Genomic DNA, 13,971 nt, shown 5'->3' on the forward strand with positions numbered 1-13,971 from the left:
AAAGATCAACACGCCCTAGTCATTTGCTAATGTTTGATTTTCCAAAACTCATTTCTGTCCAAAAGTTTGTTATACACACATCCACTATACGGTGATCCCTACACCACACTCACCACCCAAAAAAGCGCAGACCTTTCGATCTGCGCTTGTGGTTATTGTCCCGATAACACTGTTTAAATCGTTTTCAATTAACCCACGTTCTTACGTGCGTTTTGGAACATACGCATCCAAGCGCCATTCTCGCCCCAACCTTCCGGAGACCAAGAGTTTGCAACCGTACGGAATACACGCTCTGGGTGAGGCATCATAATTGTCACGCGGCCGTCAGTCGTTGTTAAACCTGTGATAGCGTTTGGCGAACCATTCGGGTTATTCGGGTATTGCTGCGTTTGGTTACCGTTGTTATCAACGTAACGTAGAGCAACCGTACCTGAGTTTTCAATCGCGTTTAGGTGGTCGTTATCACGTACTTCTACGCGGCCTTCACCGTGAGAAACAGCGATTGGCATACGAGAACCTTCCATGCCGTTGAAGAATACAGAATCTGACTTCTGAACTTCTACTAGGCTGAAACGTGCTTCAAAGCGCTCAGATTCGTTGCGAACGAAACGTGGCCAGTACTCCGCACCTGGGATAAGTTCACGTAGATTCGACAGCATCTGACAACCGTTACACACACCTAGAGAGAAGGTATCTTCACGCTTGAAGAAGTTTTCAAACTGGTCACGAGTAGAGTCATTAAACAAAACCGACTTCGCCCAACCTTCACCAGCACCTAGTACATCACCGTAAGAGAAGCCACCACATGCCACAAGGCCGTTGTATTCTTCTAGTACCGCTTGACCTGTTAGGATGTCGCTCATGTGAATATCAGTTGCTTCGAAGCCTGCACGGTCGAATGCTGCTGCCATTTCAACGTGAGAGTTAACACCCTGCTCACGTAGAATCGCCATCTTAGGCTTAGCACCTGTGTTGATGAACGGTGCTGCGATGTCTTCGTTTACGTCAAAGCTCAGTTTCACGTTCAGACCTGGGTCCGAGTTGTCTTTCTTCGCTTCATGTTCTTGGTCAGCACATACTGGGTTATCACGCAGACCTTGCATCTTGTGCGTTGTCTCAGCCCAGATAGTACGTAGTTCAGTACGGTTACGTTCAATCACTACAGACTCGCCAGACTTAATCACTAGTTCATCTGATGCTTCCCCTTCACCAACAACGCTGCCAATCACATGAGAACATGCTTCTAGACCGTTAGCTGCAAGAGTAGAAAGTACTGCGTCTAGGTCGTCGTTACGGACTTGGATTACTGCACCTAGCTCTTCGTTGAACAGTGCTGCTAGCGTGTCTTCACCTAACGCTTCAATGTTTGCATTAACACCACAGTGACCTGCGAATGCCATTTCTGCTAGCGTTACGAATAGACCACCATCGCCTTTATCGTGGTAAGCGACAACTTGGTCGTTCGCTACAAGTGCTTGAACGCCTTCGTAGAAACCTTTTAGTTGCGCTGCGTTGTCTACGTCTGCTGGCTTGTCACCAAGCTGCTTGTAAACCTGTGCAAGTGCTGTTGCACCCATACGGTTTTTGCCGTTACCTAGGTCGATAAGAACTAGGCTTGTATTACCTTTGTCAGTGCGAAGCTGAGGAGTAATCGTCTTACGAACATCTTCAACACGTGCAAACGCAGTGATAACAAGAGATAGCGGAGACGTTACTTCTTTCTGCTCGCCATTCTCTTCCCACTTAGTCTTCATCGACATTGAGTCTTTACCCACTGGGATAGTTAGACCCAGAGCTGGACATAGTTCTTCACCAACCGCTTTAACCGCTTCGTAAAGACCTGCATCTTCACCTGGGTGACCTGCTGGAGACATCCAGTTAGCCGACAGTTTAATGTGTTTGATATCGCCGATGTTGGTCGCTGCGATGTTAGTAATTGCTTCACCAACCGCTAGACGAGCCGATGCGCCGAAGTCTAGAAGTGCCACTGGCGTACGCTCACCAAGAGACATAGCCTCACCGTGGTAAGAGTCGTAGCTTGCCGCTGTTACTGCGCAGTTAGCAACAGGAACCTGCCATGGACCAACCATTTGGTCACGAGCTACAAGGCCTGTTACCGAGCGGTCACCGATGGTGATAAGGAATGTTTTCTCAGCGACTGTTGGCAAGCGAAGAACACGGTCAACCGCTTCGTTCATCTCGATGCCAGAACGGTCAATCGCAGGGTTGTTAGCTTTTAGCATTTTCGCGTCACGGTGCATCTTAGGTGTTTTACCTAATAGGATGTCCATTGGCATGTCGATTGGCGTGTTGTCGAAGTGTGAATCTTCTAATTTCAGATCACGTTCTTCAGTTGCTTTACCAACCACTGCGTACGGTGCACGTTCACGCTTACAAATCGCGTCGAACGTTGCCATGTCTTTATCAGCAACCGCCATTACATAACGCTCTTGAGATTCGTTACACCAGATCTCAAGTGGGCTCATGCCCGGCTCATCGTTTGGCACGTCACGTAGATTAAAGATACCGCCACGCTCGCCATCGTCGACTAGCTCAGGAAGAGCATTCGAGATACCGCCCGCGCCCACATCGTGGATAAATGCGATTGGGTTCGCATCACCAAGCTGCCAACAACGGTCGATAACTTCCTGACAACGACGCTCCATCTCTGGGTTTTCACGTTGTACAGAAGCGAAATCAAGATCTTCAGAAGAAGAACCAGAATCCATTGAAGATGCCGCACCGCCACCAAGGCCGATGTTCATCGCAGGACCACCAAGAACGATTAGGCTTGCACCTACCGGGATCTCTTTCTTCTGAACGTGCTCATCACGGATGTTGCCAAGACCACCAGCTAGCATGATTGGTTTGTGGTAACCACGCACTTCTTCACCTGCGTGAGAGTTTACTTTCTCTTCGTAAGTACGGAAGTAGCCAAGTAGGTTTGGACGACCAAACTCGTTGTTGAATGCCGCGCCACCAAGAGGACCTTCAAGCATGATATCCAGAGCAGTAACGATACGGCTTGGCTTACCAAAGTCAGTTTCCCAAGGTTGAACGAAGTTCGGGATCTTAAGGTTAGATACAGAGAAAGCAACAAGACCCGCTTTTGGCTTACCACCAATACCGGTTGCGCCTTCATCACGGATTTCACCGCCTGAACCTGTCGATGCGCCTGGCCACGGTGAGATTGCCGTTGGGTGGTTGTGCGTTTCAACTTTCATCAAGATGTGTGTTTTTTCTTGGTGGTAGTTGTACTGGCGAGTTTCTGGATCTGGGAAGAAACGACCAACTTCAGAACCAGTCATTACCGCTGCGTTATCTTTATAAGCAGACAGAACGTGCTCTGGTGTCGTTTCAAAGGTATTCTTAATCATCTTGAACAATGATTTTTCTTGCTTAACGCCATCGATAGTCCAATCAGCGTTAAATATCTTGTGACGACAGTGCTCTGAGTTCGCTTGTGCAAACATCATTAGCTCGATGTCAGTCGGGTTACGACCTAGCTTCTCAGTGAAGCTTTCAAGAAGGTAATCAATCTCATCTTCTGCAAGTGCAAGACCTAGGGTAACGTTTGCTTTTTCAAGCGCTTTACGTCCACCAGTTAGTAGGTCAACTTCCGCATAAGGAGCAGGCTCAGCAACGGTAAATAGTGCCGCCGCTGATTCGAAGTCAGTGAAAACCACTTCCATCATACGGTCGTGCAGGATTGCTTTCAGCTCAACAAGTTGAAGTTCAGAAAGTTCAGCAGAGGTTTCAATGTAGAAAGCAGTACCGCGCTCTAAACGTGACACTTTAGCCAGTCCGCAGTTGTGTGCGATATCTGTTGATTTTGAAGACCAAGGCGAGATAGTGCCTGGGCGTGGCGTTGCAAGCAGCAGTAAACCTTCAGGTTCATGCTCTTCAATCGTTGGACCGTAAGTCAGTAGCTTTTCTAGCTTCTCAACTTCAGACTCATCTAGGTCTGCCGTTAGATCAGCAAAGTGGGCAAACTCAGCGTAAATACCTGTTACAGGTAAGCTTAATTCACGACAAAGCTCTAAAAGCTTGTTAACACGAAACTCAGATAGAGCTGGGGAGCCACGCAAAATTCTCATGTGCTTACGTCTCTTATGCAGTTAATTAAGGTAGTATTGGAATAAATTCAGTGGGTTAAAGGAAAAACCTAACTGTTTTCTTCGAAGCTATTCCCGAAGGTTTAAAAACCTATGCCGATCCCACCTCTTCAATGCGAGCGCATTATAAAGCATTTCTTTTTGTGACGTAACACCAAAAGCAACCGTTTGCGTGATTTTTTTTATCTTTCTGCGTAAATGGTACTTTTGCTGCATTTATCACCACTTTTACAACTGTTTAATTAAACCTGCTTTGCCAGCCTTGCGGGGTTTGGTATAAAGGGGCTTCCACTTTTCGAGATTTCATTTTGATGCCTAAATTTACGCTCATCTTTTCGTCTAAATTCATTCTGCTCGTTATCGCTCTGGTTGGGCTCGCGGGATGCCAGATTGAATCTGAACCTAAAAGTGTCCTTGAGCAAATACGAGATCGCGGTGTTCTTCGTGTCGGCACCCTAAATAACCAACTCTCTTATTACATTGGTCCTGATGGCCCTGCAGGCTTGGATTACGAATTAGCTCGTGAATTTGCGCAGGAGCTTGGTGTAAAGCTTGAGGTTAAACCCGCTTACCGTTTGTCAGGCTTATTCCCTGCGTTGAAGAAAGGCGAGATCGACCTTATCGCGACCGGCTTAACGCAAAATAACAAACTGACACGCGCTTACCGCGCCGCGCCTGCTTATTACTATGTAAGCCAACAGGTCGTGTACAAAAAGGGCCAATGGCGCCCAAGAAACCTTGAGCAATTGATCAATTTTGAGAATGAGCGTCAGGCTGAGTTTGTAAAAGCACAAGCTGAATCAGAAGCTGCGGTATCAAGCGAGACGCTGACGCCCTCTTTGGTTGTGGTGAAAGACTCGCACTTTGAACCAACACTCAAACTGCTGCAGAAAACGCACGATGACTTCATCTATGACGCGGTTGGCAATGCAGACATCAATGACCTGCTAAAAGAAGTATCAACAGGCGAACGTTTATTCACAGTGGCCGACTCTATCGAGCTATCACTGGCGCAACGTTTGTACCCAGATGTTGCCTTGGCATTTGAGCTGACAGAAGACCAACCTATCTCTTGGTACCTAAATAGATCGGAAGATGAAAGCCTGTATGCTTTGCTGATTGAGTTCTTCGGTAACCTAAAACAGTCTGGTGAACTGGCTTCACTAGAAGAGAAATACATCGGCCACATCGGCACTTTTGACTACGTTGATACTCGTGCCTTTATCCGCGCACTGGACAGCAAGTTGCCAAAATGGTCGCCGCTATTTCAAAGGTACTCTCAAGAATTTGATTGGCGCTTGATTGCCGCTTTGGCCTACCAAGAATCACACTGGAACCCTGTTGCGCGCTCACCAACGGGTGTTCGTGGCATGATGATGTTGACACTGCCCACCGCGAAGAGTGTTGGGGTAACCAACCGTCTCGACCCGAACCAGTCGGTACAAGGCGGTGTTGAGTACCTGCGTCGTATCGTGAACCGAGTACCAGATTCAATCACTCAACACGAAAAGATCTGGTTTGCACTTGCTTCATACAATGTCGGTTACGGGCACATGATGGACGCGCGTCGCCTCACGAAGGCACAAGGAGGAGATCCTGATGCTTGGGGCGATGTGAAAGACAGATTGCCTCTGTTAAGACAGAAGAAGTACTACAGCCAAACTCGATATGGGTATGCGCGTGGTGATGAAGCGAGAAACTACGTTGAAAACATTCGCCGTTATTACCAAAGCATTATTGGCCATGTAAATAAGCGCAATAAAGAACAAGAAGCGACCCTTGAAGGTTTGGTGGTGATCCCACCTTTAGAAACCTCAGGTGCTGAATCGAGTATCAGCCCAGCTCAGTCGACAGTAAGCAGTTCTGAGCCTTCACAGTAAAACCCAAAAGAGCAATGCCATCTAGCATTGCTCTTTTTTATTGTCTTTTTTCGACTCTTCTTTCGTCACTAAGGGATAAGGGAAGCAGGCAAGAAAATGATGATGAGATCTAGAGTGTCATATTGCAGTAACAATCGAACCTTATAACGGCACACCACAATCAAGATTATGCTCTGTTGCACTGCAATGCTGGCTTTAGACTAGAACTGCTCTTCTATTTAAGCCAAGCGTGCGACAGGCCAAACAAACGAATAACACTATAATTAAATCGTTAGTCCAAACTAAAAAGTCAGACGACAAATAGGAAATCATTGAAATGATGAAGAAACTGAAATCGAAACGCCTTGATAAGACCGTTGCTGCAAACCGTCGTAAGCGTATGCTTTCAAATAATAAGAAGAAGATCATTTGGCGCAATCGCGCTTTCATGCAGATGATTGCTGAGTAAATGTAGTTACTCAGGCAGTTTGCTTGGCACTCTTGCGATAGAGAGTGCCGAAAGTACGCTGCTATTTCTTATTGCCAGCCTTCATCTCTGCTTCTAAACGCTGCTCTTCCAACAGACGTTCTTGCTTTCGCTTCTCTTTTATCTCTTTTCTACGACGCTTGAAAAACGCTTGTAATTGCTCACGGCACTCTTCCTCTAACAAACCATGTTCAACGTCGGCATAGTGGTATGAGGCCTGGCTTTCAAACAAATTCAACACTGTACCTGCAGCGCCTGCTTTTAAGTCTGGAGCACCAAACACAATGCGCTTTACTCGGCTGTGTAGCAAGGCACCTGCGCACATTGGGCAAGGCTCTAGCGTAACGTATAAAGTGGTATCGAGTAGCCGATAGTTTTCTAAGGTTTGACCGGCTTTACGCAAGGTTTCAATTTCTGCGTGTGCCGTTGCATCGTGGCTGCCAATCGAACGGTTCCATCCTTCAGAGATAATCTGCCCATCTTTCACTAATACCGCACCCACTGGAACCTCTCCCTCGCTCTCTGCTTGCTTAGCTACCTCAATGGCGCGTCGCATGAAGATTTCATCTTGAGGGGTGAATTGATGGTCTGACAAAGGGAACTCCAGAAAACAAAGGATAAAAACGAAAATAGGTATGCGGTGAAGCATACCTAATCTTCGTGATAATGAACAATAAAGAGGTTAAAACAACAAGAGACAATGAACCATTGCCGCTTGCTGGTTGGTCGAACTGTTAGCTATTAGCGTCTTCTGTGTCACCGGCTATTGGCGTCGCTTTGATGCTCACAATACGGTTATTCTCAACAGAGATAATTTCAAACTGCCACTGCTGGTATTGAACAACTTCGCCTGCATCCGGTAAGCGCCCTATTAACCAAGTCACAAGGCCATTCAACGTTTGGAAGCTCTCGCTTTCGCCCTCAAAATCCGATAGCTCTAAACGGTTTTTCAGTTCACTGATAGGAATCAATCCATCCACCAACAAACCGTCTTCCACTTGCTCGGTCCAAAGATCGTTCGGATTATTCGATAGCTCGCCAGCAATCGCCTCAAGAATATCGTAATGAGTCACAAGACCTTGAACATCGCCATACTCGTCGACAATGAATGCCATCTCGGTGCCCGACTCTTTAAAGTAGCCAAGTAGACGCAGAGCTTTCATCGATTCTGGAACATAGATCGGCGAGCGAGACAGCCCCATGATCACTTGAATGCTTAGATTGCCCGCCTGATTCAGCAAGGCTTTGGACGACACCGTACCGACCACTTTATTGAGATGGTCTTGGCATAGTGGAAATACACTGTGCTTTGAAGAGCGTAGTTTCTTAAATATCTGCTCTACAGGTTGCTCAATATCTAGAAAGTCGACGTCTCGACGTGGCGTCATCAACGAGCTTACAAGGCGATCATCAAGCTGCAAGATATTACGAATCATCTCTTGCTCGCCGCGCTCAATCACTCCAGATTCTGAGCCCTCTTTCACCAGTGCATGGATATCGTCTTCAGTGACACTATCTTCTTCACCGCCTCGGCCCATCAACTTAAGAATACCTTCCGTTGAAGCCGACAACGCAAACACAAACGGCGTCGCGATTTTAGATAACCAGAAGATTGGCAGCGCGACTAACACAGCAATGTTTTCAGCTTGAGACTGAGCAAAACGCTTTGGTACCAACTCACCGACAACGATAGCGAAATAAGTAATACCTACCACCACAACCGCAGTAGACAAGATGTTCGCTTGTGTTGGGTCTAGTCCCCACAGTTCAAGTTGAACGGCTAGTGGAGCCGATAGCGTCGCCTCACCCACAATCCCGCTGAGTAGGCCGATTACCGTGATACCGATTTGGATTGTAGAGAGGAAGCGGGTTGGGTTTTCTTTGAGATCAAGAGCAACCTGAGCGGAGCGGTGTTTTTCGGCTAAGCGTTTCAGCCGACTATTTTTTGCTGCTACCAATGCAATCTCAGACATGGCAAACAGACCATTTAAAACAATTAACCCTACTAAAAGCAGAATTTTCATGTGGCTTGGATTTCCTAAATTTACCGGCCAACAATTAGCCGTAATCCGGAGTATAAGCTGAGTGCGTTTATTTGGGATATAGAAAGTTTTGAATATAAAAAGTTTTGGATATAGAAAGTTTTGGATATAAAAACCTTGGATATAAAAAACGGAAAAAATAGCGAAAAAAAGCCCGCACATTTCGGTGCGGGCTTAGCAATGAATAAAGCTTAGTTTTGCTTAGTTCAATCTTACATTGTGTAAGTGTAAGGTGCTTGGATACCTAGTGGGATACCAAGAGCCCAGTAAGCTAGCAAGAAGATAGACCAACCGATTAACATCGCAATCGAGAATGGCATCATTAGAGAAGCTAGAGTACCGATACCTGTCGACTTAACGTAGCGCTGACAGTAAACAACAACCAGTGGGAAGAACACCATTAGTGGAGAGATGATGTTAGACACTGAGTCACCTACACGGTAAGCCGCTTGAGATAGCTCAGGAGAGATACCCACAACCATTAGCATTGGAACTAGGATAGGACCAATCAGTGCCCACTTAGCTGAAGCAGAACCAACAAGAAGGTTAACTGCAGCCGTTAGTAGAATCATACCAACAACCGTTGCTTCACCTGGAAGGTCCATCGCTTTCAAGCCTTCAGCACCGTAAAGTGCCAGCATAGTACCGATGTTTGATTGAGCGAATGCAGATAGGAACTGAGCACAGAAGAACGACATTACAATGTATGCGCCCATCGTTGCCATCGTCTCAGACATTGCTTTGATAACATCATTACTATTCTTGAATGTACCCGCTACACGGCCGTAGACGATACCCGGAATAATAAACAGGATGAAGATCAGAGGAACGATAGACTTCATTACTGGTGCTGAGAACGCCGTTAATTCGCCTTCAGGTGAACGAAGTGCTGAGTTTTCAGGCATTAGAGCCGCGATAAGCAGACCAATACCGGCAACCATTGCCCAACCAGCGAATTTGAATGCTTTAGATTCAATGGCTGTGAACGTACCTAGATCAGGTGCTTGTTCTGCATCTTCATCTACAGGCGTATTAGCAAGACGAGGCTCGATAATTTTCTCTGTAACGTACCAACCAATTGCCACAATTAGAATTGAAGACAAACCAGTAAAGAAGATGTTCGCTAGAGGGTTGATCACATATGCAGGGTCAAGAACGTTTGCCGCTGTTTGAGTGAAACCAGCTAGTAGCGGATCAATACCTGAAGGGATAAAGTTCGCTGAGAAACCACCTGATACACCAGCAAACGCTGCTGCAATACCCGCTAGAGGGTGACGACCCGCAGCGTGGAAGATGATACCGCCAAGAGGGATTACTAGAACGTAACCTGCATCAGCTGCTGTGTGAGACACGATAGCAACCAAGATTAGCATCGGCGTTAGTAGCTTAGCTGGCGTGAAGTTAAGCATCTTCTTAAGGCCAGTCGTAATGAAGCCTGAAGAGTCTGCAACGCCAACACCTAGCATAGCAACAAGTACGATGCCTAGAGGTGCGAAGCCTGTGAACGTGGTAACCATATTCGCTAGGAAGCTAGCAAGCGCTTCACCAGTTAGTAGGTTGTTTACTTCAAGAGCAGCACCCGTTTGAGGGTTGATTAAGTCGAATGAAAGATTCGATAAAAGTGCAGATGCTACCCATACAATAACTAGAGCCCAGAAGAACAGGATTGCTGGATCTGGAATTTTGTTGCCGGCGCGTTCAATGAAGTTTAGAAAGCGGTCCATACCACTGATCTTCTCAGTCGATGGTGCTTTTTTTACGGCTTGGTTACTCATTGTAACTCCATATGTGATGTTGTTTTGTTTAGGCCTAATATAAGTTTTGACCACGGCCTATTGGTACAGCACATATTCTATTAAAGTCGTTGTTAAAAAGCACAAGATTCCACCTAATTTTCCATAAATGGAGACATATTTTGCAAAAATACCATACAATGGCAACAATATAAAAACAAAAAACATACCATTCCATATACAGAGTTTTAACTGGCACATAAAGAATGTCCGAGAAGAGCAAACTATCACGACATTGAAGTTATAAACCCAATCAATCGAACTCGCTGTATTTAGAAATCATGGTATGTAATTCGATCGCTTGATTATTACCAAACCGGTCTTCCCATGAGCTTGTTATCTGAACGGTCTTCAGCGCTCCGGATAAACTGTTCGTCACTGTCCAATCAAGTTGATATTTAAAATGCGAGTGATCCATGCCATCAACAATATCCGTAGCAAAATCCGCAGGCGTTATACTCGATAAAGCGGCAGATGCGCCTCGAGTTCTAAACCATTCCAGCTTATTTTCAGCCAAATTCAAAGCTTCTACACTATGAATAGCAAAGTCAGACTTTTGCTCAACATATGTTTGTAACTTAATTAGCCCTAGCGAACCGACTCCGATCAATAAAAATGAAATGAGTACTTCAATTAGGCTAAAACCTTTTTGCTTATAAATCATTCCATGAACCTTTTTGCCATCTTGGCTTAGGTGAAAATTCGAACTCATCAATAACATCTGAATTGAATGAAAAATTCAGAGAGTTATTAAATAGCGCCATTTGCCCTTCTGTATCAAAAAATTGTCCCCCCGTGAAACTGAATGCGCCAGCTTGCGCATAAGTTGCATGGTATGGCGTAAGAGTACTTGAAGAACCATACATAGTATTAATTAGGTCACTAAATACTGAATTTACAAAAGGTTTCACTTCCGTCATCGAGTCCCATTGAGAAGGAGTGGGAGAGTAAGTATTATTAAAATGAAAAAATACACCGCTAATATCGCCAGAACCAGTGACCCCAAAAACACCGTCATGAACAAGTAAAAACAAATCGGTTCCCGGGTGTGCAGCCTGTAAATTTACAATATTCGTCACATCAACTGGCGCTAGTTGGCAAGAGCCATCAATCCAAACTTTATTGGGCTGTCCATTCACTATTGAATCAGAAAATTGGCTATAGCAATCAACACTACTAGAAGGCATTGAAACTTTAATAAATTCGTTATCTACATCATCACGAACCTCTTGCCACTTACTTTTATCGACTCCGAAAAAATCTTTAAAAGGGTCGATAGTGTCATCTCGCTGAATATCTAACCCAACATTATGAGAACTTATCACTCCAAAGGAGTTCTCCCATATCCCTGATTTAACAGCTGTCGATGTCTTATGAGAAGGCTTACAATCCTTAGTGGGATCATGCCCGGCTCCTGGAGATTCAATAGAACTACTTACGCCATGATTGGTAATACCAGTCGCAATAAACCTATATTTAACCACTGCCCCGATACACTCATAAGCTTCAGCAGCCGAGTCAAATTCACCAGGGTCTGGTGGTGAAAAAAGTGCTGAGCCAAAAGAAATAACATCAGAAGTCGACTTCATAGCTCCATAACCAACTGAAGATGAAAAGATTATTTTTTTATTAACACTGCTATGACCAACTTGAGAAAGCAAAATTTCAGGGTTTGTAAAGTCAGCATTTAAGGAAGAAAAACTATACGAGTTACAAACTGTCGCTAAATTATTGGGTATTGATTGCAATTTTTGATTAACAATATATGTAAACCCACACTCTAGACCTCCCTCTGCTTCCCAATGTTGCTTGCGCGCTTCTACTTCATTCTGAGATCTTTTTATTTGATAAAAAACAGAGCGATAACTACCAAAAGTCAACATTAACGCAGTAACTAGTAATACACTTGTTGTAAGTAAAACAACCGCACCTTGTTGATTTTTATTCATCGCCAATTCCTATTTTTTACAATCACACTTGATGAATAATTAACGGACGTATCTCCTACTAATTCAGCAGAAATCATAATGGTTGTAATACCTGAACTAACCCCTTGAGATTCAATGCTTGACTGATTCGCATGAAAATCAACGACTCTAATTTGATTCGGCTCAAAGATAGAAGAGCACCCACTAATCGCCGCTGATACTGTTTTTACGATACTGGAGGGGCTATCACACACCTTGACCAAGCCTGAATCAAATACAAAAGCGACATTTCGAATCTCTGATTGATGAGTGTAAGCATATGCAACCGTTTTTGAATCAGGAGAAATATATAAAGTATCGGTGGAGCCTGATAATTTTAGAGATACACCTGTCCCTCCATCGTAGCCCGCACGCTGGATATCTTCTTTAAAGTATTGAAGAGCTCCTGAAACTTGTTGTAATAGTAATAATTCTTTACTTCTCTCGGATGCGATGTTTTGTCCCGATATAAATACCGACCCCACACTTCCAATAACTACAATTCCCAAAATAGAAGAGATCATTAATTCGACTAATGTTGCACCGAATTGCTGCCTCTTAAGTGCAGGTCTGATAACCATAAAAGTCTCCTCCCACACCACAGATTCTCATTCTTCCAGAAGTACTATATGTTATAAGCTTTAAAGGCTTAGAGTTCATATCAAATAAGAGATGCCCATCTTTAGCTTTACCGTTTACTCCACTAAATTTAATTTGTTCAGAACTGTAGTTAACGGTGAAATCTATGTTTCGAAATGAAACTCCTTCCATTGTAAGGATTGCCGTACCGGTATTCGGAACATCGAATTCAGTCAATTCAATTTTCCAATCACCGGTGTCATTTGAGTTACCATTCATTAGAAAATGAGCCCAAAGATCAGTATTTCTCATAACTGCCTCAGATTTCGCCTGCATCATAAAACCATTCAGCTCGGTAGCTAGCCGTTGCATTTTCACTGTTTCCGAGACCGAACTAAAACTTGGAGCGGCAACTGCCAATAATATAGAGAGCACTGATATGGTTATGAGTAGCTCTAAGAAGGTAAACCCGCGAGACATTTCCCAAATTCCTATGTAAACCGATACGTAACCGTATTTAATCTTGCAAGGATGCTACCACCGAAGAAAAATAGGCTGAATATAGAGAAGGAACTACTCGTGATGATTCGAAAAAATAAATGTAACAACAACAACTTAAGTAACAAAGGGATGACATTGATCGAACTATTGATCGCAGTGGCTCTTATTGGAGTACTAACCGCTATTGCCTACCCAAGCTATACCGAGCATGTAATAAAATCCCATAGAACAGCAGCATTAGCTGATATGGCAAAAATCCAACTCACGCTTGAGCAGTCTTACAATGGTGTATATAGCTGGGGAAGTATTGTTTCAGGAGGGGCTTGTACTATGTGTGAATCACCAAGTGATCGCTATGTATTTTCTGTCGCAAGTTCAAGCAGCATGGCATATATAATAACTGCCACGGCACAGTCAACTAAGGGGCAAAGTGGTGACTCTTGCTTAGGCACTCCCAAAACAATGACGCTAAAATCTTCAGGTGAAGAATCCCCTGCAGATTGCTGGAACTAGTAGAAATTAATGCCCTTGGTTTGATTAAAGAATGACTAGGCATATACATGGCTGCATTTTTTAACTAAACGAGATGATCAAAAAAGCCTGCACACTGAACTGACCCCCAATAGTT

At 44.5% G+C, this 13,971-nt stretch carries 11 protein-coding genes; 3 read left to right on the forward strand and 8 right to left on the reverse strand.

The genetic code is table 11. The features are described from left to right. Positions 1-188: 188 nt before the first annotated feature. Entirely contained in the window at positions 189-4,097 is a 3,909-nt protein-coding gene (gene purL / locus AB4274_RS17100) for a phosphoribosylformylglycinamidine synthase (protein ID WP_372112703.1), read from the reverse strand. A 329-nt stretch (positions 4,098-4,426) separates the two neighbouring features. Here purL and mltF point away from each other — a divergent pair, with 329 nt between their 5' ends. Both mltF and AB4274_RS17110 read left to right on the forward strand, forming a co-directional pair. Then, the gene (gene mltF, locus AB4274_RS17105; protein WP_372112705.1) at positions 4,427-5,995 is read left to right on the forward strand and encodes a membrane-bound lytic murein transglycosylase MltF; all 1,569 of its coding nucleotides are present in this window, start codon (positions 4,427-4,429) and stop codon (positions 5,993-5,995) included. Positions 5,996-6,311: 316 nt separating this feature from the next. Beyond that, positions 6,312-6,443 (forward strand): hypothetical protein, encoded by a 132-nt coding sequence (locus tag AB4274_RS17110; protein WP_017059878.1) that lies wholly within the window; start codon positions 6,312-6,314, stop codon positions 6,441-6,443. 61 nt (positions 6,444-6,504) lie between these two features. Here the strand turns inward: AB4274_RS17110 and tadA are convergent, their stop codons facing one another. The 7 genes from tadA to AB4274_RS17145 form a co-directional block, all read right to left on the reverse strand. Continuing rightward, entirely contained in the window at positions 6,505-7,110 is a 606-nt protein-coding gene (tadA, locus tag AB4274_RS17115; protein WP_032545688.1) for a tRNA adenosine(34) deaminase TadA, read from the reverse strand. An 85-nt stretch (positions 7,111-7,195) separates the two neighbouring features. Next, entirely contained in the window at positions 7,196-8,485 is a 1,290-nt protein-coding gene (locus AB4274_RS17120) for a hemolysin family protein (RefSeq protein ID WP_372112707.1), read from the reverse strand. Between the two features lie 230 nt (positions 8,486-8,715). Further along, positions 8,716-10,278, reverse strand: coding sequence for an AbgT family transporter (locus tag AB4274_RS17125; protein ID WP_017059875.1), 1,563 nt, complete (start codon positions 10,276-10,278; stop codon positions 8,716-8,718). A gap of 271 nt (positions 10,279-10,549) precedes the next feature. Beyond that, positions 10,550-10,960, reverse strand: coding sequence for a prepilin-type N-terminal cleavage/methylation domain-containing protein (locus AB4274_RS17130; protein WP_102385574.1), 411 nt, complete (start codon positions 10,958-10,960; stop codon positions 10,550-10,552). Further along, the gene (locus AB4274_RS17135) at positions 10,950-12,245 is read right to left on the reverse strand and encodes a hypothetical protein (protein ID WP_010438941.1); all 1,296 of its coding nucleotides are present in this window, start codon (positions 12,243-12,245) and stop codon (positions 10,950-10,952) included. Before AB4274_RS17135 ends, AB4274_RS17130 begins: the two co-directional genes overlap by 11 nt. Then, on the reverse strand, positions 12,242-12,844 hold the full coding sequence (locus AB4274_RS17140) for a PilW family protein (protein WP_136974101.1): 603 nt from the start codon (positions 12,842-12,844) through the stop codon (positions 12,242-12,244). The genes AB4274_RS17135 and AB4274_RS17140 overlap by 4 nt, the downstream gene beginning before the upstream one ends. Next, entirely contained in the window at positions 12,822-13,322 is a 501-nt protein-coding gene (locus AB4274_RS17145) for a GspH/FimT family pseudopilin (protein WP_017095315.1), read from the reverse strand. The genes AB4274_RS17140 and AB4274_RS17145 overlap by 23 nt, the downstream gene beginning before the upstream one ends. 102 nt (positions 13,323-13,424) lie before the next feature. Between AB4274_RS17145 and AB4274_RS17150 the strand changes: the two genes are divergently transcribed. Beyond that, a complete protein-coding gene (locus AB4274_RS17150) occupies positions 13,425-13,856 on the forward strand; it encodes a type IV pilin protein (RefSeq protein WP_102497419.1) in 432 nt (143 codons plus the stop codon). The last annotated feature ends 115 nt before the right edge of the window (positions 13,857-13,971 follow it).

Origin of the sequence: Vibrio sp. 10N.261.55.A10 (genome assembly GCF_041470825.1) — a bacterium.
Classification (GTDB): Bacteria; Pseudomonadota; Gammaproteobacteria; order Enterobacterales; family Vibrionaceae; genus Vibrio; species Vibrio crassostreae_C.

What these genes read in the sequence shown, in the direction of transcription:
- purL (WP_372112703.1), bottom strand. Translation starts at nt 4,097, where the DNA reads ATGAGAATTTTGCGTGGCTCCCCAGCTCTATCTGAGTTTCGTGTTAAC.
- mltF (WP_372112705.1), top strand. Translation starts at nt 4,427, where the DNA reads ATGCCTAAATTTACGCTCATCTTTTCGTCTAAATTCATTCTGCTCGTT.
- AB4274_RS17110 (WP_017059878.1), top strand. Translation starts at nt 6,312, where the DNA reads ATGATGAAGAAACTGAAATCGAAACGCCTTGATAAGACCGTTGCTGCA.
- tadA (WP_032545688.1), bottom strand. Translation starts at nt 7,110, where the DNA reads ATGCTTCACCGCATACCTATTTTCGTTTTTATCCTTTGTTTTCTGGAG.
- AB4274_RS17120 (WP_372112707.1), bottom strand. Translation starts at nt 8,485, where the DNA reads ATGAAAATTCTGCTTTTAGTAGGGTTAATTGTTTTAAATGGTCTGTTT.
- AB4274_RS17125 (WP_017059875.1), bottom strand. Translation starts at nt 10,278, where the DNA reads ATGAGTAACCAAGCCGTAAAAAAAGCACCATCGACTGAGAAGATCAGT.
- AB4274_RS17130 (WP_102385574.1), bottom strand. Translation starts at nt 10,960, where the DNA reads ATGATTTATAAGCAAAAAGGTTTTAGCCTAATTGAAGTACTCATTTCA.
- AB4274_RS17135 (WP_010438941.1), bottom strand. Translation starts at nt 12,245, where the DNA reads ATGAATAAAAATCAACAAGGTGCGGTTGTTTTACTTACAACAAGTGTA.
- AB4274_RS17140 (WP_136974101.1), bottom strand. Translation starts at nt 12,844, where the DNA reads ATGGTTATCAGACCTGCACTTAAGAGGCAGCAATTCGGTGCAACATTA.
- AB4274_RS17145 (WP_017095315.1), bottom strand. Translation starts at nt 13,322, where the DNA reads ATGTCTCGCGGGTTTACCTTCTTAGAGCTACTCATAACCATATCAGTG.
- AB4274_RS17150 (WP_102497419.1), top strand. Translation starts at nt 13,425, where the DNA reads ATGATTCGAAAAAATAAATGTAACAACAACAACTTAAGTAACAAAGGG.